This is a genomic window from Azospirillum sp. BE72 (genome assembly GCF_031455875.1).
Taxonomy (GTDB): Bacteria; Pseudomonadota; Alphaproteobacteria; order Azospirillales; family Azospirillaceae; genus Azospirillum.
On the sequence record NZ_JAVDTO010000004.1, the window covers coordinates 217,070 to 238,180 of the forward strand.

The window sequence follows — 21,111 nt, forward strand, 5'->3', positions numbered from 1 at the left end:
AGTGGGCGATCAGACCGCGGAGGTCTTGCCGGCATGGTCGGACGCGGCGGCGCGGTTGCGGCGGCGCATCACCAGCGGACCGACCACCAGCAGCACGGCGATGGCGAGCAGCGCGGCGGAGATCGGATGGGTGATGAAGACGGTGGCGTCACCCTGGCTGATGGCGAGCGCGCGGCGGAACTGCTGTTCGGCCAGCGGCCCCAGGATCAGCCCGACGACGCAGGGCGCCACCGGCACGTTCAGCACCCGCATGCCGAAACCGACCAGCCCGATCACCCACAGGATGACCAGATCGACCACATTGTTGTTCAGCGTGTAGGCGCCCAGCGTGGAGAACACCAGGATGCCGGCATAGAGCCAGGGCCGCGGGATGACCAGCAGCTTCACCCACATCCCCACCAGCGGCAGGTTCAGCAGAAGCAGCAGGACGTTGCCGACATAGAGGCTGGCGATCATGCCCCAGACCAGTTCCGGGTTGCTGTCGAACAGCGTCGGGCCGGGCTGCAGGCCGTATTGCTGGAAGGCGGCCAGCATGATCGCGGCGGTGGCCGATGTCGGCAGGCCGAGCGACAGCAGCGGCGCCAGCACGCCGGCGGCGGACGCGTTGTTGGCGGCTTCCGGGCCTGCCACCGCCTCGATGGCGCCGTGGCCGAACTCCTCCGGCTTCTTCGCCAGCCGCTTTTCGACAAGGTAGGACAGGAAGGTCGGGATCTCGCTGCCGCCGGCCGGAAGGGCGCCGATGGGGAAGCCCAGCAGGGTGCCGCGCAGCCACGGCTTCCAGGAGCGCGACCAATCCTCGCAGCTCATCCATTTGGAGCCCTTCAGCGCATAGATCTCCTCCCGCTCGAAGCGGAAGCGCGAGGCGACGTAGAGCGTCTCGCCCACCGCGAACAGCCCGACCGCGACGACGACGGTGTCGATGCCGTCCAGCAGCTCCGGCACGCCGAAGGCCAGCCGCGCCTGACCGGTCTGCATGTCGATGCCGACCAGACCCAGCGCCAGCCCGAGGAACAGGCTGCCCAGCCCGCGGGCCAGCGAATTGCCCAGCACCGCGGTGACGGTGGTCAGCGCCAGCACCATCAGGGCGAAATATTCGGCCGGCCCGAACAGCAGCGCCATCTTCACCATCAGCGGTGCCACGAAGGTCAGGGCGATGGTGGCGATGGTGCCGGCGATGAAGGAGCCGATGGCCGCGGTGGCGAGCGCCTGGGCGCCGCGGCCCTGGCGGGCCATGGCGTGGCCGTCGATGGCGGTGACGATGCTGCCCGACTCGCCCGGCGCGTTCAGCAGGATCGAGGTGGTGGAGCCGCCATACATGGCGCCGTAATAGATGCCGGCGAACATGATGAAGGCGGAGGTCGGCTCCAGGTGGTAGGTGACCGGCAGCAGCAGCGCCACGGTGAGCGCCGGGCCGATGCCGGGCAGGACGCCGACCGCCGTGCCCACGGTGACCCCGATGGCCGACCACAGCAGGTTGTAGGGCGTCAGTGCCACGAGGAAGCCGTGGCCGAGCGCGGCGAGGGTGTCCATGGATGCGTTTCCTTCCCGAAAGGACGCTTATTCGGCCGGCAGGAACCACTCGCCGACGGTGCCGATCGGCAGGTTCAGGTCGAGGCCGTAGTTGAAGACCGCGAAGGTCCCGCCGGCGAGCACGAGCCCGAACACGGCGTTCAGCAGATAGCGGCGGTTGCCGAAGGCGCGCGCCACCGCGACGAACAGCAGGGCGGCGGACGGAATCCAGCCGAGATATTCGATCAGCAGGAACTGGGCGGCCAGTCCGGCCGCGACCAGCACCACCGCCCGCGGGTCCAGTTCCAGCCCGCCTTCATGCGCGATATGTCCGGCGAAGGCCTCGCGCAGCAGCGACAGGGCGACCAGCATCAGGCCGGCCGAGACCAGGTAGGGGAACAGGGCAGGGCCGACGACGCCGCGGCCGGCGGACGGGGTCAGCATGGTTTCGACGGCGATCAGCGCGCCCAGGGCGAACAGGCCGCCGCCGAGCAAGGCTTCGCCGATCCGCAAACTGCGGCCAGTGGTCATCGCATCCTCCCGAATTCTACGCAGTGGCCGGCGGGCGCCCTTGGCTTGCGGAGCGCCCGCGCCGGAGCCGCCGTTACTTGGTGACGCCGATGTCCTTCAGCGTCCCTTCGATGCGGGCGCGGTCTTCCTTCAGGAAGGCGGCGAACTGGTCGGCCGGCTGGTACTGGTCGATCCAGCCGCGCTGCTTCAGGATTTCCTGCCATTCGGGGCTGGCGACCGCCTTGGCCACCGCCTCCTGAAGCTCCTTCATCTCGGCCGGCTTGGCGTTGGCCTGGGCGAAGATGCCGCGCCAGTTGACGAATTCCAGATCGACGCCCTGCTCTTTCAGGGTCGGGGTGTCGGTGTTGGGGAGGCGCTGCGGCGCGGAGACGGCGATGGCGCGCAGCTTTCCGGCCTGGAACTGCGGCGCGAACTCGTTGTAGCCGCCCATGCCCAGCGTGACGTGGCCGCCCAGCGCCGAGGCCAGCAGCTCGCCGCCGCCGGCGGTGGCGACATAGTTGACCTTGGCCGGATCGACGCCGACCGCCTTGGCGATCAGGCCGGCGAGGATCTGGTCGCTGCCGCCGGCCGATCCGCCGCCCCACGACACCGAACCGGGATCGGTCTTGAACTTCTGCAGCAGGTCGCCGAAGGACTTGATGGGCGAGTCGGCCGGCACGACGATGGCGGTGTATTCGCCGGTCAGCCGGGCCAGCGGCGCCACCTGTTCCAGCGTGACCGCCGACTTGTTGGTGACGATGGCGCCCAGCATGATCTGGCCGCCGACCAGGATGGCTGGATTGCGCTTCTTGGCGGTGACGAACTGCGCCAGCCCGATGGTACCGCCGGCGCCCGGGATGTTGGAGACCTGGACGCCGGAGGCCAGCTTCTGGTTCTGCAGCACCTGTTGGAGTGTGCGCGCATGCTGGTCCCAGCCGCCGCCGGGGCTGGCCGGGGCGATGATCTCCAGCCCCTTCAGCTCGGCCAGCGACGGGGTGGCGGTGACGGTGCCGGCGATCAGGGCGGCGGCGGTGAACAGGCCCTTGAACAGGGTGGCGTGACGGGTGCCCATGGGGTTCCTCCTGGCTTTTTCTTGTCGATAAGGCGCGCTGCTTGAAGCGTTATTTGGCGAGGCCGAGGTCGGTCAGCACGGCTCCGATCCGGCTGCGTTCCTCCTTGAGGAAGGCGGCGAAGCGGTCGGACGGCAGGTAGAGGTCGATCCAGCCGCGTTCCTTGGCGATCTGCTTCCATTCGTCGGTCCGGACCATCGCGCCGACGGCCTCGTCCATCGCCTTCAGCTCGTCCGCCTTCAGGTTCCCCGGCGCCATCACGGCGCGCCAGTTCACCAGCTCCACGTCGACGCCCTGTTCCTTGAAGGTCGGGATGTCGATTCCGGGCACGCGCTGCGGCGCGGAGATGGCGAGCGCCCGCAGCTTTCCGGCCTGGAGCTGCGAGGCCATCTCGTTGTAGCCGCCGGTGGCGACGGTGATGTGGCCGCCCAGGATCGACGCCATCATCTCGCCGCCGGCCCCGGCCGCGATGTAGTTCATCTTGCCGACATCGCCGCCCACCGCCTTGACGATCAGGCCGTAGAGGATGTGGTCGGGGCTGCCGACGGCGAAGCCGCCCCAGGACACCGAACCCGGATCGGCCTTGAATTTCCGGACCAGGTCGTCGAGCGTCTTGATCGGCGAATCCGCCGCGACGACGATCGGCTGGTATTCGCCGGTCAGGCGGCCCAGCGGCGTCACCTGATCCAGCGTCACCGGCGACTTGTTGATCAGGATCGCGCCGATCATGCCGAGGCCGCTGATCATCATGCCGGGATTGCGCTTCTTCGACGTGACGAACTGGCTGAGGCCGATGGTGCCGCCGGCGCCGGGGATGTTGACCACCTGGACGCCGGACGCCAGCTTGTGGTTCTGCATCACCTGCTGCATCGCGCGGGCATGCTGGTCGTACCCGCCGCCGGGATTGGCCGGGGCGATGATCTCCACCGACTTCAGTTCGGCCGAAGCCGGAGCGGTGAAGGACGCGATGCCGACCGCCACGGCCGCGGCGAATGCCAGCTTGGCGGAAATGCCGAATTTCATGATGAACCCTCCCGACTGATTCTGTCCCCGATCGGACTTATCGTTGATCGCCTTGTCGATTGCCCGGACCGGACGGCTGCGCCGCCCCTCCGCCGGGCTGTCCGGGCCGCCGTTCCGGAAACGGCATGTCCGGGAGCAGGATCGATCCGCCGGCGCCGGCGCCGTGCGCGGCGCCATGGAAAGCGGGTTTGCGGTCTTCTTCCGGTGGCCGCGCGGGCTGGTCCGCCATGACGTTTCTCCCAAAGCGATCATTCGTGTTGGTGATTATTTACCAGACGAACCTGTCGTGAACCTGTCAGCCTTCGAGGGGATAGGCGAAATATCCGGGGTGGCGACAATCGGCTGGGCATGCCAGGCCGGGCTCTCTCCCGTCTTGCGTCGGCGAGGGCAGGCAGGGCTATCGAGTCGTTCACCAGTGCACTGCGGTATTCGGCGTGGCTGAACCGGTCGAATCCCATCGTTGAATCGCCATGACCTCCGGGCCATGCAATTGGTCATACAGTCAAGCTGAAATGTCTGCTCGAAGGTGTTGGTTCTTCTCCTTTGACCGACAGGACACGATATTGGGTAGTCACCGCCAACCCATTTGGACCCACTCCGGAAGGCGGAAAGTTACTCCGCGAGTTCAATTCGCCCATTCCCTCCTTTTGCGCCATAGCTCCCGCGAACCATCGCAGGTTTCATTAGGGGTGGATTGGCAATCCTGTCGCGAAACGACAACGAGGGGGAGGTGATGGCCGAGCGGTTCACGAAATCAGCGGCACGCAACATCTTCTATGGCGGATCGCTTTTCTTCCTGGTCACCTTCGTCGCCCTGACGATCCACAGCCACTACTACATACGCACGTCCAGCACGGACGAGGCGACGCTGTCCGACAGCGTCGCCCGCGGCAAGCACGTCTGGGAAAAAAACGCCTGCATCAACTGCCATTCGATCCTCGGCGAGGGCGCCTATTTCGCGCCGGAACTCGGCAATGTCTGGGTCCGCTATGGCGGGCGCGACGACGCCGAGAGCGCGCGCGCGGCGCTGATCGCCTGGATGCAGTCGCAGCCCAGCGGGGTCGAGGGGCGCCGGCAGATGCCGCAGTTCAATCTCACCGACCAGGAACTCAACGACCTCGTCGATTTCCTCGAATGGACCAGCCGCATCGACACGCAAGGCTGGCCGCCGAACGACGCGGGCTGAAGGGGAGGATCGCGGCATGAAATACGAAACCCAGCGCATCGCCTATTGGTACTTCGCCTGCGCGATGGTCCTGTTCGTCGTCCAGGTGCTGGTCGGCACGCTGGCCGGCACCGTCTATGTGCTGCCCAACTTCCTGTCCGAGACGCTGCCATTCAACATCCTGCGCATGATCCACACCAACGCGCTGATCGTGTGGCTGCTGCTCGGCTTCTTCGGCTCGGCCTATTACCTGATCCCGGAGGAGGCGGAGCGCGACATCGAGAGCCCGATGCTGGCCTATGTCCAGCTGGCGATCCTGATGATCGGCGCCCTCGCCGCGGTCGTCGGCTACACCATGGGCATCCATGAAGGACGCGAGTTCCTCGAACAGCCGCTGTGGGTGAAGGTCGGCATCGTCATAGCGGCGCTGATCTTCCTCTACAACGTCTCGCTGACCGTGTTCCGCGGCCGGAAGACGGCGATCACCAACGTCCTGTTGCTGGGGCTGTGGGGCGTCGCCATCTTCTTCCTGTTCGCCTTCTACAACCCGGCCAACCTGGCGCTGGACAAGATGTACTGGTGGTACGTCGTCCATCTGTGGGTTGAAGGCGTATGGGAATTGGTGATGGCGTCGATCCTGGCCTTCCTGGTCATCAAGATGACCGGCGTCGACCGCGAGGTGGTGGAGAAGTGGCTCTACGCCATCGTCGGCCTCGCCCTGTTCTCCGGCCTGCTCGGCACCGGGCACCATTACTACTGGATCGGCGCGCCGGGCTATTGGCAGTGGATCGGTTCGCTGTTCTCGACGCTGGAAGTCGCCCCCTTCTTCGTCATGGTCCTCTTCGCCTTCACCATGGCCTGGAAGGGACGGCGCGACCATCCGAACAGGGCGGCCTTCCTGTGGACGCTCGGCACGCCGGTCTTCGCCTTCTTCGGTGCGGGCGTGTGGGGCTTCCTGCACACGCTGTCCTTCGTGAACTACTACAGCCACGGCACCCAGGTCACCGCGGCGCATGGGCATCTCGCCTTCTTCGGCGCCTATGTGATGCTGAACCTGTCGATCATCACCTACGCCATGCCGGGCTTGCGTGGCCGCGCGCCCTACAACCAGGTGCTCAACATGTGGAGCTTCTGGATCATGACCTCGGCCATGGCCTTCATGACCTTCACCCTGACCTTCGGCGGCGTCGTGCAGATCCATCTGCAGCGCGTGCTGGGCATGACCTACATGGAGGTGCAGGAGCAGCTGGCCCTGTTCTACTGGATGCGTCTCGGGTCCGGCGTCTTCGTGGTGCTGTCGGTCCTGCTGTTCGTCTATTCCGTCTTCGGACCGGCCCGCGAGCAGTTGCCCGCGCGCAGCCGGCCCAGCGTCGCACCCGCGGAATGATGGCGGCGGAATGATGGGCGGGGATGCATCGATGGACGGGATGGCGGGGGATGGGATGGCGGACTCCATCATCCCCTTCTACGCCCCGACCGGCAACGAGGTGGCGCTGTTCGGGCATGCCCACCGCAACCGGCTGCCGCTGCTGCTGAAGGGGCCGACCGGTTGCGGCAAGACGCGCTTCGTCGCGCACATGGCGGCGCGGCTGGGCCGGCCGCTCCACACCGTGTCCTGCCACGACGATCTGACCGCCGCCGACCTGACCGGCCGCTATCTGCTGAAGGGCGGCGACACCGTCTGGACCGACGGTCCGCTGACCCGAGCGGTGCGCGAAGGCGCCATCTGCTATCTCGACGAGGTGGTGGAGGCGCGCAAGGACGTCACCGTCGTGCTGCACCCGCTGACCGACGACCGCCGCCTGCTGCCGCTGGAACGCACCGGCGAGCTTCTGGAGGCCCCGCCCGACTTCATGCTGGTCGTGTCCTACAACCCCGGCTACCAGAACATCCTGAAGTCGCTGAAGCCCAGCACCCGGCAGCGCTTCATCGCCATCGAGTTCGGCTTTCCGGCTCCGGCGGCGGAGATCGCCATTGTCGCCCGCGAGAGCGGGCTTGCCGCCGACCGGGTGGCGCCGCTGGTCCGGCTGGGCAACGCCCTGCGCGCGCTGAAGGGACAGGATCTGGAGGAGGGCGTCTCGACACGGCTGCTGGTCTATTGCGCCAGCCTGATCCGGGACGGGTTGGCGCGGGACGAGGCTGTGCTGGCCTCGATGATCGAGCCGCTCACTGACGATCCGGAGGTCAAGAAGGCACTGCTGCGGGTCGCCGAACTCACGCTGGGGTGATCGCATGGCATCCATCTGGGAACCGGAGGAGTTCGTCGGCGCGCTGTGGCACCGCCTTGTCGGCAATGCCGTCTCGTACCCGCGCCACCCGGAGGCTGCGGTCGGCCTGGACGATATGCGGATGCGGCTGGGCGTGCTGTTCCGGGCGCTGGGCGGGCCGGGCGCCGTCCGCATCGCGGCGACCGCCGCGGAGTCCTCCGGCCACCGGCTGGGGCTGAAGCAGCGGCTTGGCCTGGGAACCGAAAAGCTCGACCGCGCCCGCTACGATGGCGCGACCCTCCAGTTGCCCGACCGCCTTGACGTCTTTCCGGTGCGCGAGGACAACGCAGGACTCTACGAGTGGCTGGCCGCCTTCTTCGCCCATGCCGAGCCGCCGCCGATGCTTCCCGTCGACCTGCTGCAGGCCGATCTGGCCCGCCTGCGCGCGGCCAGAGGGGCGACCGACCGTGCGCTTGCGGCATGGCCCGGACTGCGGGTCCTGCATGAGCGGCTTTGCCGGGCGATGCGTGCCGCAAGGCCGCGGCGGCGCCTGCCCGCGCAGGAGGCCGCGGTGGAAAGCGTGGTCCTCGCCCTTCTCGGCGCGGAAGGGAAGCCTGCCGACGCCAGGTTTGCCGCCATGCTCGCCGTCGTGATCGATGGGGCCATGCCGCTCGACGCGTTCCGGGCGGATCCCGGCTATCGGCCGTTCCTGCCCGTGCCGCTGTGGGGCGAGGTGTCCGACGCCGTTGGAGCGGGCTTGGCGGCGGACGGGGACGAGGAAGGCGGCGGCGGTGCGGAAGGGGACGGCAAGCGCCGCAAGGCCAAGCGCCGCGACACCGACCAGACCCGGCGCGACGACCCGCTGATGCTGAACCGCTTCGAGAAGATCCTCGGGCTGGCGGAGATGGTGAACCTCAACCGCAAGGTCGAGGACGACGACGAGGAGAACGCGCGCAAGGCCGCCGAGGACATGGACGAGATCACGGTGGGCCAGCACGAGCGCAAGGCTTCGGCCAAGCTGAAGCTGGATCTCGATCTTGCCGCCGAGGAGGTCGACGCGGCACCGCTTCGCGCCGAGATCACCTATCCCGAGTGGGACTGGAAGCGGCGGCGCTATCTTCCCGATCATTGCCGCGTGATCGCCGAACCCGCCGCGCTGGAAGGCGAGGAGTGGCGTCCCGACGACTACGCGATCCGCCGCATCCGTCTGGTGCGCCGCCAGTTCGAGGCCATGCGGCCGCGCCGCCAGCTGATGACCGGCCAGCCCGACGGCGACGACCTCGACCTTTCGGCGCTGGTGCGCTCCGTCGCCGACCGGCAGGCGGGCGGTTACGGCTCGGAGCGGGTCTACAGCGCGGTGCGCACCGTCGCCCGCGACCTGTCGGTCTGCGTGCTGGTCGACGTCTCCCTGTCCACCGACAGCTATGTCGAGGAGCGGCGCGTGCTCGACGTCGAGAAGGAGGCGCTGCTGGCGTTGACGCACGGGCTGGCCGCCTGCGGCGACGAGCACGCCATCCTCACCTTCACCTCGCATCGCCGGCAGCGCGTCGACGTGCGCACGGTGAAGGATTTCGAGGAGCGGCTGGACGCCCGCGTCGTGCGCCGCATACAGGCGCTCAAGCCCGGCAGCTACACCCGGATGGGGGCTGCCCTGCGCCACGCCACTTTCCGCCTGAAGGACCGCCCGCATACCCATCGGCTGCTGCTGGTGCTGACCGACGGCAAGCCCAACGACACCGACCATTACGAGGGGCGTCATGCCATCGAGGACACCCGCGTGGCGGTGCAGGAGGCGCGCCGCGCCGGCTTGCGGCTGTTCGGCATCACCGTGGACGAGCAAGGGCGCGACTATCTCCCCTACATCTTCGGCACCGGCGCCTACGCCATCTTTCCCCATGTCGCGCGCCTGCCGGCGGCGTTGCCGGCCATCTATCGCCAATTGACCTGCTGAGAATTCACGGGAACAGGAGCCATCATGCTTAGGATCCTCCGCGCCGCCATTCTCGGAACCGTCCTGGGAACCGCCCTGGGAACCATCCTGGTGCCCGGCTCGTCCTGGGCACAGGCCAACCTCCGGCCGGACCCGACGCCGCGCCTGCCGCCGCAGCCGGGGCAATCGCTGCCGCTCGAAGATGCGCTGTTCCTCAGGCAAGCCGCGGCGGCGAGCCGGGAGCAGGCGGAACTCGGGCGGCTCGCCGCCGAGAAGGGACCGGACGACGCGTTCAAGGCGATGGCCAGGGAGATCGCGGAAACCCACGTGAAGCTCGATGACGGGCTGAAGCGCCTGTCCTCCGCCCGCACCCTGCCGCCGGCCGATCAGGTCAAGCCGCAGCGCGCCGACCAGTTCGGGGCGGCAGGGGCGGTGACCAACCCGGCGAACACGCAAGAAGGGATGGCGCAGGAGGCGGCGAAATCGCTGTCGGCGGCAAGCGGCGAGGGCTTCGCCAAAGGCTATCTGGAGGCGCAGCTGCGCATCCACGACCGCCTCGTCGACCTGTACCAGACCGAAGCGTCGCACACGCCCGACCGGGAGCTTGCCACCTTCGCCATCACCAACCTGGTGTCGATCCAGAAGAACCGCGACGCCCTGCGGCAGATGGCCGAGCGGTTCGGGATCAGCACCCCGGCCGAGGGGCAGGCCATCCAGTACGGCGACCCGGCCAAGGCGCGCTGAAACGGGGGGCGGAGCCTCCGTCCGGCGGGTTCAGCCGGCAAGCCCATTGGCGATGGCAATGCGGATCAGGGCGCGGGTGCTGTCGGCGCCCAGCTTGTCCTTGATCTGGGTGCAGGCGTTGGCCACCGTCTTCTGGCTGATGCCCAGCGTTTCGCCGATGGCCGCGGTGGTCATCCCGCGGCCGACCAGCGCCAGGATCTCCCGCTCGCGTTGGGTCAGCGGCGCCAGCGGGTCGGCCGGTGCCGTCAGGGTCATCAGCGCCAGTTCTCGCGCGAGCGCGTTGTCGAGATGGATGCGCCCGGCCAGCACGGTGCCGATGGCCGAGGCAAGGCTGTCGGGCGCGTCGTTCTTGGTGACGTAGCCCCTGGCGCCCGCCTTCAGCGCGCGGGCGGCGATGGCCGGGTCCTCGTGCATGCTGAAGATCAGCACCGGCACCGTCGGGTTTTCCGCCTGCATGCTGCGCAGCACCGCCATTCCGCCGCCTTCCCCCGGAATGTTCAGGTCGAGGATGACGACGTCCGGCCGTTCCGTCCGCCACAGGGAGAGCGCGCTGTCGACGTCCTCCGCCTCCACCACGCGCCCCAGCGCCGCTTCGGCCAGCAGCCGTTGGCAGCCGGCGCGCACGATGGGATGGTCGTCGACCAGAAGGATGGTGCGGGTCATGCCATGCGCTCCAGGCGAACCGTTGCCGAACAGTGTGAGGGCCGGGGCAGCCGGGCCGATACCCTGGTGCCGCCGCCTTCGGCGGGCCCGATGGACAGATATCCGCCCAGAGCCTGGACCCTCTCCGTCATGCCGGAAATCCCGAAGCCTGCCCTGTTCGGATCGTCGCCCGCAGGCAGGCCGGGACCGTCGTCGGTGACCGCGACCTCCACGCTGTCGGCGTTGATCCGCAAGGAAACCGCGACCGCCGACGGCACCGCATGGCGCAGGGCGTTGACCAGCGATTCCTGCACCAGCCGGTAGAGGGTCACGCGCAGCACCTCTTCGCAGCCGTCGAGATCCGCCACGGCGCCGGGTGGATCGAAGGAGAGCGTCCAGGCGACATCCGGCTTCCGCCGCATCCAGTCGCCGACCAGTTCGACCAGCGCTTCGCTCAACGGCAGCTGGTCGAGCAGGGCGGGGCGCAGGCGGACCAGGATGCGGCGGCTCAGCTGGTGGACCTCCGCCGCGGTGCCGAGGATCTTGCGCGCGCGCTCCGCCGCCTCTTCCCCATCGGCCCTCCCTTCGGCCAGCCGGAGGAGCCGTCCGGCATCGACCTTGATCGCGAACAGCGCGGCGCCGAGTTCGTCATGGATGTCGCGGGCGATCTCCCGCCTTTCGGAATCCTGTGCCGCGACGATCCGCTGGCCGACGCGGCGGTTCTCCCGGTCGGCCGCGGCCAGACCGTCGGCCAGCGCGGCGATGCCGGTTCCCAGCCGGCGGAGTTCGGGAACGCCCCCGCTGTCGAAGGCGAAGCGATAGTCGCCGTGGCGCAGCCGCTTCACCCCGGCCTCCAGCCGCGCCAGCGGCGCCAGGGCCCGCCCCACCGCCAGGAAGGCCGCCGCCAGGAGCAGGACGCCGACCGCCAGCACCGCGGCGGCGAGATCGCTCATGTCCTCCCAGACCTCGGCGATCTCGTCCCCAGGCTCGGCCACCACGCGCAGGGTGCCCAACCGCAACTCCTGCGGTTCCACGGCGATCAGCGCGGTGAACCAGTCCGGCGCCCGTCCGCTCTCCACCCCCGGTCCGGCAACATCGTCGCCCTCGACGAAGCGCAGATGGCGCAGCCCCAGCCCGTTCAGCATGCCGGGGCCGCCTGCCAGCGTTCCCCGCTCCGTCACTGCAAGACCGAGCGCGCGGCCGAGTTCGAGCGCCGACGCCATCTCCGCCCGCACCGCGTCGCGGGCGTTCGCGACCATCACCGCTCCGCCGGCCACTGTCATCAGCAGCAGGAAAAGCCCGATCAGGGCCAGGATGCGCATCTTCAGGGACACCGCCGCCCGCTCCGCAATAAGACCATTGACGGAATGTTAGTTCATCCATCGGTTCCCCTGCCATCCGCCCTTCGGACAATAGGGGCCGAGCAGCGCCAGGATGTTCCGCGCGGCCGATGGCCATACGGGAAAAATTCCCGTGTGGGTCGGGAAGTCGTCATGCGTGGACTTCAAGAAAATCTTCCCCGGAATGTCGAATGGAAAGGCGCGTCTGCCGGGAAGACTATGGGGACAGGCAGGACATGGCCCTGTGCGCCGGGCGGGATGCACAGAACAGCCTTCGACAGCGTCTTGCCGGCAAAGCGCCGCCTTCGGGCATGACACCGTCACGCACGGCCGCCTCCGCATCCGGGCGGCACAGCCTCCCGCCGTTGCCGGACGGGGAGCGCGGCCGGCGTGACGGTTTCCCGGCGCCGCTGCCGGCACGCTCCTGCAGGGCGCCTTGAGCACTCCATAGCCGACCATCGCCGTCTTACGGCCAATCAACGGGGGAAACGCATGACACTTTCGTCCAACACCACCACTGCGTCCGACGCCCATCGCCGGTCCCGGCTGCGGCGTCGTCTCGGCCTCGCGGCGGCGGTCGCCGGGCTGCTGCTCACGGCGTCCGTTCCCGCGCTGGCCGGCGAGGTCAGCTGGGATGCCATCGCCAGCGACGCGAAGAATCCCGGCGACGTACTGATGTACGGCATGGGGGTGGAGGGCAAGCGTTTCAGCCCACTGAAGCAGATCAACGCCGAGAGTGTGTCGCGCCTCGTCCCGGCGTGGTCCTTTTCCTTCGGCGACGAGAAGCAGCGCGGGCAGGAAACCCAGGCCCTGGTGCATGAGGGGGTGATCTACGTCACCGCCTCCTATTCGCGCATGTTCGCGCTGGATGCCAAGACCGGCAAGCGGCTGTGGACCTACGCCCACCGCCTGCCCGACGACATCCGGCCCTGCTGCGACGTCGTCAACCGCGGCGCGGCGATCTATGGGGACAAGGTGTTCTTCGGCACGCTCGACGCCTCCGTCGTCGCGCTGAACAAGGACACCGGCAAGGTCGTCTGGAAGAAGAAGTTCGCCGATCACAAGGTCGGCTACACGATGACCGGCGCGCCGACCATCGTGAAGGACCAGAAGAGCGGCAAGGTGCTGCTGATCCACGGGTCGTCGGGCGACGAGTTCGGTGTGGTCGGCCGGCTGTTCGCCCGCGATCCCGACACCGGCGACGAGGTGTGGATGCGCCCGCTGGTCGAGGGGCACATGGGCCGGCTGAACGGCAAGGACAGCACCCCCACCGGCAGCGACAAGGCGCCGTCCTGGCCGCGCGACAAGGAGGGCAAGCTGGTCGAGGCGTGGAACCATGGCGGCGGCGCGCCCTGGCAGAGCGCCACTTTCGACGTGGAGACCAACACCATCGTCATCGGCACCGGCAACCCGGCGCCGTGGAACGGCTGGGCGCGCTGGCCTGGCGACAGCCTCTACACCTCCGGCCAGGCCTATGTCGACCCGGCCACCGGCGAACTGAAGGGCTTCTATCAGCACACGCCCAACGACACCTGGGACTTCTCCGGCAACAACGAGCTTGTGCTGTTCGACTACACCGACGCCTCCGGCAAGACGGTGAAGGCGACCGCCCATGCCGACCGCAACGGATTCTTCTACGTCACCGACCGCGTGAAGCTGGCGACGGCCGGCGGCGAGCCCAACAAGCCGAACAGCGTGCTGGCCGCCTATCCCTTCGTCGACGGCATCACCTGGGCCAAGGGCATCGACCTGAAGACCGGCCGCCCGATCGAGGTCGAGGGCCAGCGTCCGCCCCTGCCGGCCGAAGGCGAGAAGCGCGGCAAGCCGGTCGAGGTGTCGCCGCCCTTCCTCGGCGGCAAGAACTGGAACCCGATGTCCTACAGCGAGGACACCAAGCTGTTCTACATCGCCGCCAACCATTGGAAGGAGGATTACTGGACCGAGCATGTCGGCTACAACCCCGGCTCGGCCTATCTCGGCATGGGGTTCCGCATCCACAAGATGTTCGACGACCATGTCGGCATCCTGCGGGCGCTCGATCCGACCACCGGAAAGATCGTGTGGGAACACAAGGAAGAGCTTCCGCTGTGGTCCGGCACGCTGGCGACCGCCGGCAATCTGGTCTTCACCGGCACCGGCGACGGCTACGTCAAGGCCTTCAACGCCAAGACGGGCGAGGAGCTTTGGCGCTTCCAGACCGGCTCCGGCATCATTTCGTCCCCCGTCACCTGGGAGCAGGACGGGGTGCAGTATGTCGGCATCACCACTGGCTATGGCGGCGCGGTGCCGCTGTGGGGCGGCGATCTGGCCGACCTGACCACCCGCGTGACCCAGGGCGGGTCCTTCTGGGTGTTCAAGCTCGCCGACGTGAAGGTCTCCGCCGCCAAGTGAGCCGGCCCAACCGGGTGATCCCAGGCCGGATGATCCCAGCAGAGCCGGGGCGGACGCCGCCCCGGCCTTTTCCCACCGGAGGCAACAACATGACGTCGCGCAAGAAGGCCCTGTTCCCCGGATTGGCAGGATGCGGCCTTGTCCTTTGCATGCTGGCGCCCGCCGTCTCGGCCATCTCCGCGGAGGTGGAAAGCGCCGCGCCGGAGAAGGTGGCAGAAGAACCGTCCGCCCGCCCGGTCGGCGGTGGCGAGGAGGAACGGGCTACCAGCGTGAACGGCTGCACGCTCGCTCCGCGCGTGACCTGCCCCAATCTCGACCTGCGGCACCGCAACCTGCGCGGGCTGGCGCTGGCGGGGGCCGATCTGCACGGAGCCAACTTGATGCGGGCCGACCTGCGCAACGCCGACCTGCGCGGTGCCAACCTGTCGGGCGCCATCCTCGACGGCGCCGACCTGCGCACCGCCTTTCTTCAGGGGGCGCGGCTGTCCGGCGCGCGTCTGCGCGGCGCCAATCTGGAATTCGCCCGGGCCACCGGCGCCGATTTCACCGGCAGCGACTTGACGGCGGCGAACCTGGAGGCGATCCGCGCCGACAAGATCAATCTCGCCGGCGCGAGCCTCGAAGGCGCCAATCTGCAAGAGGCGAAGCTGTCCCTGTCCAACCTGTCGGGCGCCAATCTGGACGGGGCGAAGATCCGCTTCGCGATCTTCCAGGACGCGCTGATGACCGGCTGCAAATCTTGCCCGTCCGACTGGTGAGGGGCGCCAGCCCCGGTCAGCCGATGCGGCGCAACAGGTCGATCCGCAGCGGCTCGCCCAACAGCGTGTCGAACCGTGCTGCGAGGCCAGTGAAGGCGGCGCCCGCCGCATGGGCGTCGAGTGCCGCCTGATCCTGCCATACCTCGTACATCACGATGGTGCCGGGCCGCTCGCGGCTGACATGGGCGGAATAGGCGAGGCAGCCCGGCTCCTTCAGGACGGTCGGGACGATGGCGGTGATGGCATCGGCCAGCGCCTGCTCCTGTCCAGGCTTGGCGATGAGATAGGCGACGAGCTGCACCTGATCGCTGGGCGGAACGGTCATTCTGAAAATTCCTTCTGGGCGGAGTTGGCCGGGACCGGTGCGGTCGCCGGCCATGTCTGTGTTCCGGCCGGGATTAAAGCGCATCCCGCCGCGGAACCGAAAATTCATTGTTCCGATCCCAGCCGGAAAGAAATCCGATCGTTCGTACAGGTTTGGGAAAACGCGGTCGCCGGCCTTGAACAGGAAGGGAACGACATCCACATACCATCCAGTTGGATGGTGGAAGGATGGTCGGCTATGAGCGACACGGCACGTGACCTGCGGCCTAAGGCAGGCGACAGCGAGAAGATCACGATCAATCTCGGCTATGTCGACCTGGGCCATATCGACCTGCTGGTCGATGAAGGATTCTATTCGAACCGTACCGACTTCATCCGCACGGCCATCCGCAATCAGGTCGACCGGCACGCCGAGGTCGTCCGCCAGTCGGTGACGCGCAAGAGCGTCGACCTGGGCCTGCGCCATTTCAGCCGTGCCGACCTGGAAGCCGCGCAGGCCGAAGGGCGGATGCTGGACATCCGCGTTCTCGGGCTCGCCACCATCGCCCAGGACGTTTCCGCCGACCTCGCCCGCGCCACCATCGCCTCGCTGACGGTGCTGGGTGCGCTGCATGCGCCGGCCGCCGTCAAGGCGGCGCTCGCCGACCGCATCCGCTGACGCGTCCGGCATCATTGCCGAACCTAGCCCGAACCTAGAAAGAACCCCTTATGCCCAACTCACGCCCCACCGGCTTCCTGCCCGGCATGGACGAGGTCGCCCGACTGACCCGTGCCGGCCAGCTTGCCGAAGCGACCGGCCTCGTCCAGCGCCTGCTGCGGGGGGAGGGCGAACCCGGCCCCACGGCAGCGCCAAACCCGGCTGCTCCCGACCCGACCATTCTGGAAGGCGAGTTCACGCGGCTCGATCCCGCCGCCAAAACCGAAAAGGCGCCGGGGCACCGGTCCGGCCATGCGACGAGGACCGGCCTGGGCGAGACCCTGCGCGGCCTTGCCGCCCGCCTGCGGCCGACCGGGCTGCACGGTGCGGGGACGGGTGCACCGCGCCCGCCCGCCGACCCGCTGCCCGATGGCGCGTCCTTCGTGACGGCTTCCTACAGCGGAACATCGGGGACCCGCGCCTACAAGCTCTATGTGCCGGCCAATCGCGGCGACGGGCCGCGTCCGCTGGTGGTGATGCTGCATGGCTGCACCCAGTCACCCGACGATTTCGCCGCGGGAACCCGGATGAACGCCTTCGCCGAACAGCATGGCGTGTTCATCGCCTATCCGGAACAGCCGGCCTCGGCCAACCCGCAGCGTTGCTGGAACTGGTTCAAGCCGGAGGACCAGCGCCGCGACCGCGGGGAGCCCGACCTGCTGGCCGGTATCACCCGCCGAATCATGGGCGAGCATCCCATCGACCCGAACCGCGTCTACATCGCCGGGCTGTCCGCCGGTGGTGCGGCGGCGGCAATCATGGCGGCGGCCTATCCCGATCTCTATGCCGCGGTCGGCGTGCATTCCGGACTGCCCGCCGGTGCCGCCGGCGATCTCCCTTCGGCTCTTGCCGCCATGCGCCAGGGCGGCCGGGCGGCTCCGACTGCCGGGCGGACGGGCCGCAAGGTGCCCACCATCATCTTCCATGGCGACCGGGACACGGTGGTGAACCCGCAGAACGGCGATCAGGTCGCGGCTCAGGCGACCGCCGCCGTCACCGGCCTGCGCACCGAAACGCAGAGCGGCGAAGCTCCCGGCCGGCGTACCCACAGCCGGACCCTCCACACCGATCCGTCCGGTCGGACATTGTGCGAGCACTGGACCATCCATGGCGCCGGACATGCCTGGGCGGGCGGAAGCCCTGCCGGATCCTACACCGACCCGCAGGGACCGGACGCCACGGCGGAGATGATGCGCTTCTTCCTGGAGCATCCGCTGTCGGCGACGCCGGGCTGACGATCAGGACGAAGCCGGCGGCTCCGGCAATCCGACGTCCAGTCCTGCGACGATCTGCCGGAGCCAGACCAGCGGCGGGTAGCTGGCGGTCGAGCCATGCCAGTACATCCGTGCCGTGAAGCCCGGCATCGGAAAGGGCAGGGCGGTGACCGTCAGGCCGAGCTGCGCTTTCGCGGCCTCCGCAACCCGGCGGCCGATGACCAGCACGAGGTCGCTGTCGGCGACGAGTTGCGGCGCCAGCAGGAAATGCGCGACGGTGAGTGCGACCCGCCGCTTCAGCCCCATCCCCGACAGGCAGTCGTCGACGACGCCAGCACCGTCGCCCGTCTGTGAAACCAGCAGCGCGGGAAAGCCGGCGAACCGCTCCGCCATCGGCGGTCCGTCGTGATAGGGGTGGCCGGGGCGGGTCACCATGACGAACCCCTCGTCGAAGAGGGGGCGGTTCAGCACATCCGGCGCGCCCTCTCCCGCGACGGCCAGCGACAGGTCCACCGCGCCGTCCTTGAGCAGCGAGATGGCGGATCTCCGGTCCGCGGCGATCACCCGCAGATCGATGCCCGGCGCCGAGCGGGACAGCGTCGCCATCAGCGGCGGCAACAGGACCGCCGCCAGATAGTCGCTGGCGGCCATGCGGATCTCCATTTCCGCACCCGCCGGGTCGAAGGCGATGGAATCCTGAAAGGTCGCGGCCAGCGCCGCCAGCGCCTGCGCGGCATGCACCCGGATTTCCTCCGCCCGCGGGCTGAGGCGGTATCCCCGCCCCTCCCGCACCAGCAGCGGATCGCCGAAAATCTCGCGGAGCCGCGCCAGCGCGCTGCTCGTCGCCGGCTGGCTGCGTCCGATGCGAAGCGCCGCACGCGAAACGCTGCGCTCCTCCAGCAGGGCCGCCAGCGCGATCACGAGGTTCAGGTCAATCGACCTTATATTCATGGCATGGATACTCGACATACCAACTACCGCTTGGACAGATAGCTGTGCCCGGCCGCACTGTCCACCGTGTTCGGCACGACGCCGACCTTGCAGGAGGACCCCATCCATGAGCACGGCTCACAGCACCAAGCATTCCGCTATCGTCATCGGCGCCGGTCCGGGCCTCGGCTTCGCGCTCGCCCGGCAGTTCGGACGTGAACTCGGGGAAGTGGCGCTGATCGCTCGTTCGGCCGACCGGCTCGTCCCCCTCGTCCGCGACTTGCAGGAACTGGGCATCACCGCGCACGCCCTGACGGCCGACGCCGCGGATCTCGACGGACTGCGCGGCACCATCGAGCGGGCGGTGGCGGTCATGTCCCCGCTGAAGGCGCTGATCTACAACGCCGCCGCCATCCAGCCGGCGCGGCCCCTGGCTCTGGATCCGAAGACCCTTGCTGCCGAGCTGGTCGTCGATGTCGCCGCTCCGTTGGCCGCGGCACAGGCGGCTGCGCCGGCCCTGGAGGCCAATGGCGGCGGCAGCGTGCTGTTCACCGGCGGCGGGTTCGCCCTCTATCCCAACCCGGAGATGGCCGCGCTCAGTGCCGGCAAGGCGGCGCTGCGCAACCTCACGGCAACGCTCGCCCAGGATTTGGCGCCGAAGAAAATCGATGTCGCCATCGTCACGATCTGCGGCTATCTGGCCGAGGAAGGCCGTTTCGCTGCAAACAATGTCGCGCGTGCCTATTGGGACCGCCACGCCGCCCCTGCGGATGCCGAACGTCCGTTCGAACTGACCTACGCGTGATCGTTATGGTGACGGGCAGCGCGTGCGTCCCGTCACCGGAACTTGCCCATCACCGGAACTTGAAAGGCAGCCGGATGCCCATCGCGGCGGTGTTGAAGCCGGCGGACATGAAGGCGTTGTTCATGTACTCCATGCCCTTCAGCCGGTTGATGACGATGCTGTCTTTCCTGTCCACCTGGGAGAGCGACCAGCCGCTGAACCATGGCTGTACGGTGCCGAGCGCTGTTGCCACCGGTTCCGCCAGGGTGTCGAACATGTTGGGAGCGGGGGTGTTGCCCAGCGCCGCGTTGAGGGTGGCACTTCTCTTCCCCCACCAGCTCTTGCGGCCGATGTAATAGTTGGATGCGGTGGCTATGTTGGCGGCTGATGCCTTGGTCGTGTTGCTGATGCCGTCCGATTCCAGGTTCATCGGCCCCCAGTGGCCGTCGCCCTTCGACGAGTCCTGGTCGATCAGCCATTCATGGATGACCTTCACCTTCGCCTTCGACGGCGACTGCTTGTACTGCTCCAGGCAGGTCAGGAACACCGCTTCGGCCGCGCCGCCGCTGACCGCCGCCCACATCATCACCATGGGGCGCTCGTTCAGGCTGAGCCTGGCGTCCAGAAGCCTCTTGAAGTCGTAAGCCACGGGTCTCACCTCGGATCGGCTGGTCGGTTGGAGCAGTACGCTAGCGTGGCAATGGCGGGCGGGCCATGACCGGGCGTCCAAATTTCCTTGACCATGCGTCCCCGAGAAGACCCCGAATCAGGCGCGCAGCCGGCGCAGCCAGTCCGGAAACTCGCCGCCGATGCCGCCCGCCGCCCCCTGCCGAACGGCGTCCCTCACCGGCCCAGCCGTTGCCCCGGCACGCATTTCCGACGGGGAGCAGCCGAAGGCGCGGCGGAAGGCCCGGCTGAAATGCGCCTCGCTGGTAAAACCGTGGGCGAAGGCGATTTCCCCGATGCGCCGCCGCTCGCCGGGATCGCACAGATGCTCCCGCACGCGCAGCAGACGGCGCTCCTGGATGTAGCGGTTGACGCCGTGGTGGGGCTCGAACAGCGTATAAAGCGCCGAGCGCGACAGGCCGAGCGCCATGCACAGCCGGTCCGGCGAGAGGTCCGGGTTCGTCAGGTTGGCGTCGATGTAGCGCCGCGCCTGCATGATCAGCGTCGCGGCGACCTGCGGCCGTGCCTGCACCAGCGCGTCGTGGCTGGGCGCCAGACAGGCGGTGACCATGTCGCGGATGACGCGCACGATCTGCGGCGCCTCCTCCACCGTCGCGGCCGGCACCGCCTGGGCCAGCGACCGCATATGGTCGGCCAGCAGCCGCCCCATGATGCCGCCGAGGCGCGTCCCGTGCAGTGCGTCTGCCCGCGGCAGCATGCCGGTCATGACATCGCGGGGAACGATGATGCAGGCGCCGTCCAGCCGCATCGGCGGCAATGCCAGCGGCTGGCCCATGTCCTTGACCAGGATTTCATCCGATGCGTTTCCGGCCGCACCCGTGCGATCCAGGCGGATGATGAAATGGTCCATGTGGTCCGACCGGATCTTCGTCGGCGACCGGTGGTAGGCCAACGCGTCGACATCCATGGTGCCGACGATCAGCGGCCCCAGATGGGCGCTGGTGGCCGTGCCGCTGAACCGCCGGCTGGCATCCTCTTCCAGCGGGGCGATCTCGTAGACCGACGTCATGGCATCCCGCCATGCGCCGAAACGCTCACGTTCCGGAAGGAAGTCGGTGGAAAAGCGCCGGAACGGAACGGTCTGCGTGGCCACGAAGGAAACCCGCAAATTGCTTAGTATACGACTTTCTTTCAGATAGGCACGCGCAGGTCAATAGGATGGTGGAGGCCCGCCGCCGCCCATTTT

20 protein-coding genes are annotated in these 21,111 nt (G+C 68.2%); 10 read left to right on the forward strand and 10 right to left on the reverse strand.

Features of this window, described 5'->3' with window-relative positions; translation table 11 throughout:
• Positions 1–9 precede the first annotated feature (9 nt).
• The 4 genes from J2Y49_RS15385 to J2Y49_RS15400 form a co-directional block, all read right to left on the reverse strand.
• Positions 10–1,530, reverse strand: a complete 1,521-nt coding sequence (locus J2Y49_RS15385) for a tripartite tricarboxylate transporter permease (protein WP_310115736.1) — start codon at positions 1,528–1,530, stop codon at positions 10–12.
• Between the two features lie 27 nt (positions 1,531–1,557).
• Complete coding sequence (locus J2Y49_RS15390) at positions 1,558–2,040, reverse strand: tripartite tricarboxylate transporter TctB family protein (protein WP_310115737.1); 483 nt, start codon at positions 2,038–2,040, stop codon at positions 1,558–1,560.
• Between the two features lie 73 nt (positions 2,041–2,113).
• Positions 2,114–3,091, reverse strand: coding sequence for a tripartite tricarboxylate transporter substrate-binding protein (locus J2Y49_RS15395; RefSeq protein WP_310115738.1), 978 nt, complete (start codon positions 3,089–3,091; stop codon positions 2,114–2,116).
• A 49-nt stretch (positions 3,092–3,140) separates the two neighbouring features.
• A complete protein-coding gene (locus J2Y49_RS15400; RefSeq protein ID WP_310115739.1) occupies positions 3,141–4,112 on the reverse strand; it encodes a tripartite tricarboxylate transporter substrate-binding protein in 972 nt (323 codons plus the stop codon).
• Between the two features lie 733 nt (positions 4,113–4,845).
• On the opposite strand from J2Y49_RS15400, the gene J2Y49_RS15405 reads away from it, so the two are divergent.
• From J2Y49_RS15405 to J2Y49_RS15425, 5 genes are read left to right on the forward strand one after another with little or no spacing between them, the layout of a single operon-like run.
• On the forward strand, positions 4,846–5,298 hold the full coding sequence (locus J2Y49_RS15405; protein WP_149224958.1) for a c-type cytochrome: 453 nt from the start codon (positions 4,846–4,848) through the stop codon (positions 5,296–5,298).
• A 16-nt stretch (positions 5,299–5,314) separates the two neighbouring features.
• Complete coding sequence (locus tag J2Y49_RS15410) at positions 5,315–6,664, forward strand: cbb3-type cytochrome c oxidase subunit I (protein ID WP_310115740.1); 1,350 nt, start codon at positions 5,315–5,317, stop codon at positions 6,662–6,664.
• Positions 6,665–6,719: 55 nt separating this feature from the next.
• Positions 6,720–7,505, forward strand: a complete 786-nt coding sequence (locus J2Y49_RS15415; RefSeq protein WP_310115741.1) for a CbbQ/NirQ/NorQ/GpvN family protein — start codon at positions 6,720–6,722, stop codon at positions 7,503–7,505.
• A 4-nt stretch (positions 7,506–7,509) separates the two neighbouring features.
• Positions 7,510–9,435 carry a VWA domain-containing protein gene (locus J2Y49_RS15420; protein ID WP_310115743.1) on the forward strand — a complete coding sequence of 642 codons (1,926 nt, stop codon included), beginning with the start codon at positions 7,510–7,512 and terminating at the stop codon, positions 9,433–9,435.
• Between the two features lie 24 nt (positions 9,436–9,459).
• A complete protein-coding gene (locus J2Y49_RS15425; protein WP_310115744.1) occupies positions 9,460–10,158 on the forward strand; it encodes a DUF4142 domain-containing protein in 699 nt (232 codons plus the stop codon).
• 30 nt (positions 10,159–10,188) lie between these two features.
• Here the strand turns inward: J2Y49_RS15425 and J2Y49_RS15430 are convergent, their stop codons facing one another.
• Positions 10,189–10,821 (reverse strand): response regulator transcription factor, encoded by a 633-nt coding sequence (locus J2Y49_RS15430; protein ID WP_310115745.1) that lies wholly within the window; start codon positions 10,819–10,821, stop codon positions 10,189–10,191.
• Positions 10,818–12,134 carry an ATP-binding protein gene (locus J2Y49_RS15435; protein WP_310115746.1) on the reverse strand — a complete coding sequence of 439 codons (1,317 nt, stop codon included), beginning with the start codon at positions 12,132–12,134 and terminating at the stop codon, positions 10,818–10,820. Before J2Y49_RS15435 ends, J2Y49_RS15430 begins: the two co-directional genes overlap by 4 nt.
• A gap of 498 nt (positions 12,135–12,632) precedes the next feature.
• Between J2Y49_RS15435 and J2Y49_RS15440 the strand changes: the two genes are divergently transcribed.
• Positions 12,633–14,531, forward strand: a complete 1,899-nt coding sequence (locus tag J2Y49_RS15440; RefSeq protein ID WP_310115747.1) for a methanol/ethanol family PQQ-dependent dehydrogenase — start codon at positions 12,633–12,635, stop codon at positions 14,529–14,531.
• Between the two features lie 89 nt (positions 14,532–14,620).
• Positions 14,621–15,289 carry a pentapeptide repeat-containing protein gene (locus J2Y49_RS15445; RefSeq protein ID WP_310115748.1) on the forward strand — a complete coding sequence of 223 codons (669 nt, stop codon included), beginning with the start codon at positions 14,621–14,623 and terminating at the stop codon, positions 15,287–15,289.
• Between the two features lie 16 nt (positions 15,290–15,305).
• Here the strand turns inward: J2Y49_RS15445 and J2Y49_RS15450 are convergent, their stop codons facing one another.
• Complete coding sequence (locus tag J2Y49_RS15450) at positions 15,306–15,614, reverse strand: putative quinol monooxygenase (RefSeq protein WP_310115749.1); 309 nt, start codon at positions 15,612–15,614, stop codon at positions 15,306–15,308.
• Between the two features lie 237 nt (positions 15,615–15,851).
• Between J2Y49_RS15450 and J2Y49_RS15455 the strand changes: the two genes are divergently transcribed.
• Positions 15,852–16,271: a CopG family transcriptional regulator gene (locus tag J2Y49_RS15455; protein WP_310115750.1), complete on the forward strand. Its 420-nt coding sequence runs from the start codon at positions 15,852–15,854 to the stop codon at positions 16,269–16,271.
• A 50-nt stretch (positions 16,272–16,321) separates the two neighbouring features.
• Positions 16,322–17,545 carry a PHB depolymerase family esterase gene (locus tag J2Y49_RS15460; RefSeq protein WP_310115751.1) on the forward strand — a complete coding sequence of 408 codons (1,224 nt, stop codon included), beginning with the start codon at positions 16,322–16,324 and terminating at the stop codon, positions 17,543–17,545.
• Positions 17,546–17,548: 3 nt separating this feature from the next.
• Here the strand turns inward: J2Y49_RS15460 and J2Y49_RS15465 are convergent, their stop codons facing one another.
• The gene (locus J2Y49_RS15465) at positions 17,549–18,475 is read right to left on the reverse strand and encodes a LysR family transcriptional regulator (RefSeq protein ID WP_310115752.1); all 927 of its coding nucleotides are present in this window, start codon (positions 18,473–18,475) and stop codon (positions 17,549–17,551) included.
• 106 nt (positions 18,476–18,581) lie between these two features.
• On the opposite strand from J2Y49_RS15465, the gene J2Y49_RS15470 reads away from it, so the two are divergent.
• Positions 18,582–19,259: an SDR family NAD(P)-dependent oxidoreductase gene (locus J2Y49_RS15470; RefSeq protein WP_310115753.1), complete on the forward strand. Its 678-nt coding sequence runs from the start codon at positions 18,582–18,584 to the stop codon at positions 19,257–19,259.
• Positions 19,260–19,308: 49 nt separating this feature from the next.
• Here J2Y49_RS15470 and J2Y49_RS15475 read toward each other — a convergent pair whose 3' ends face one another.
• Entirely contained in the window at positions 19,309–19,887 is a 579-nt protein-coding gene (locus J2Y49_RS15475) for a hypothetical protein (RefSeq protein ID WP_310115754.1), read from the reverse strand.
• Between the two features lie 117 nt (positions 19,888–20,004).
• On the reverse strand, positions 20,005–21,018 hold the full coding sequence (locus tag J2Y49_RS15480) for a helix-turn-helix domain-containing protein (RefSeq protein ID WP_310115755.1): 1,014 nt from the start codon (positions 21,016–21,018) through the stop codon (positions 20,005–20,007).
• Between the last annotated feature and the right edge of the window lie 93 nt (positions 21,019–21,111).

Bases quoted from the DNA above. Each gene is read 5' to 3' on its own strand.
- J2Y49_RS15385 (WP_310115736.1), bottom strand. From the start codon at position 1,530: ATGGACACCCTCGCCGCGCTCGGCCACGGCTTCCTCGTGGCACTGACG.
- J2Y49_RS15390 (WP_310115737.1), bottom strand. From the start codon at position 2,040: ATGACCACTGGCCGCAGTTTGCGGATCGGCGAAGCCTTGCTCGGCGGC.
- J2Y49_RS15395 (WP_310115738.1), bottom strand. From the start codon at position 3,091: ATGGGCACCCGTCACGCCACCCTGTTCAAGGGCCTGTTCACCGCCGCC.
- J2Y49_RS15400 (WP_310115739.1), bottom strand. From the start codon at position 4,112: ATGAAATTCGGCATTTCCGCCAAGCTGGCATTCGCCGCGGCCGTGGCG.
- J2Y49_RS15405 (WP_149224958.1), top strand. From the start codon at position 4,846: ATGGCCGAGCGGTTCACGAAATCAGCGGCACGCAACATCTTCTATGGC.
- J2Y49_RS15410 (WP_310115740.1), top strand. From the start codon at position 5,315: ATGAAATACGAAACCCAGCGCATCGCCTATTGGTACTTCGCCTGCGCG.
- J2Y49_RS15415 (WP_310115741.1), top strand. From the start codon at position 6,720: ATGGCGGACTCCATCATCCCCTTCTACGCCCCGACCGGCAACGAGGTG.
- J2Y49_RS15420 (WP_310115743.1), top strand. From the start codon at position 7,510: ATGGCATCCATCTGGGAACCGGAGGAGTTCGTCGGCGCGCTGTGGCAC.
- J2Y49_RS15425 (WP_310115744.1), top strand. From the start codon at position 9,460: ATGCTTAGGATCCTCCGCGCCGCCATTCTCGGAACCGTCCTGGGAACC.
- J2Y49_RS15430 (WP_310115745.1), bottom strand. From the start codon at position 10,821: ATGACCCGCACCATCCTTCTGGTCGACGACCATCCCATCGTGCGCGCC.
- J2Y49_RS15440 (WP_310115747.1), top strand. From the start codon at position 12,633: ATGACACTTTCGTCCAACACCACCACTGCGTCCGACGCCCATCGCCGG.
- J2Y49_RS15445 (WP_310115748.1), top strand. From the start codon at position 14,621: ATGACGTCGCGCAAGAAGGCCCTGTTCCCCGGATTGGCAGGATGCGGC.
- J2Y49_RS15450 (WP_310115749.1), bottom strand. From the start codon at position 15,614: ATGACCGTTCCGCCCAGCGATCAGGTGCAGCTCGTCGCCTATCTCATC.
- J2Y49_RS15455 (WP_310115750.1), top strand. From the start codon at position 15,852: ATGAGCGACACGGCACGTGACCTGCGGCCTAAGGCAGGCGACAGCGAG.
- J2Y49_RS15460 (WP_310115751.1), top strand. From the start codon at position 16,322: ATGCCCAACTCACGCCCCACCGGCTTCCTGCCCGGCATGGACGAGGTC.
- J2Y49_RS15465 (WP_310115752.1), bottom strand. From the start codon at position 18,475: ATGAATATAAGGTCGATTGACCTGAACCTCGTGATCGCGCTGGCGGCC.
- J2Y49_RS15470 (WP_310115753.1), top strand. From the start codon at position 18,582: ATGAGCACGGCTCACAGCACCAAGCATTCCGCTATCGTCATCGGCGCC.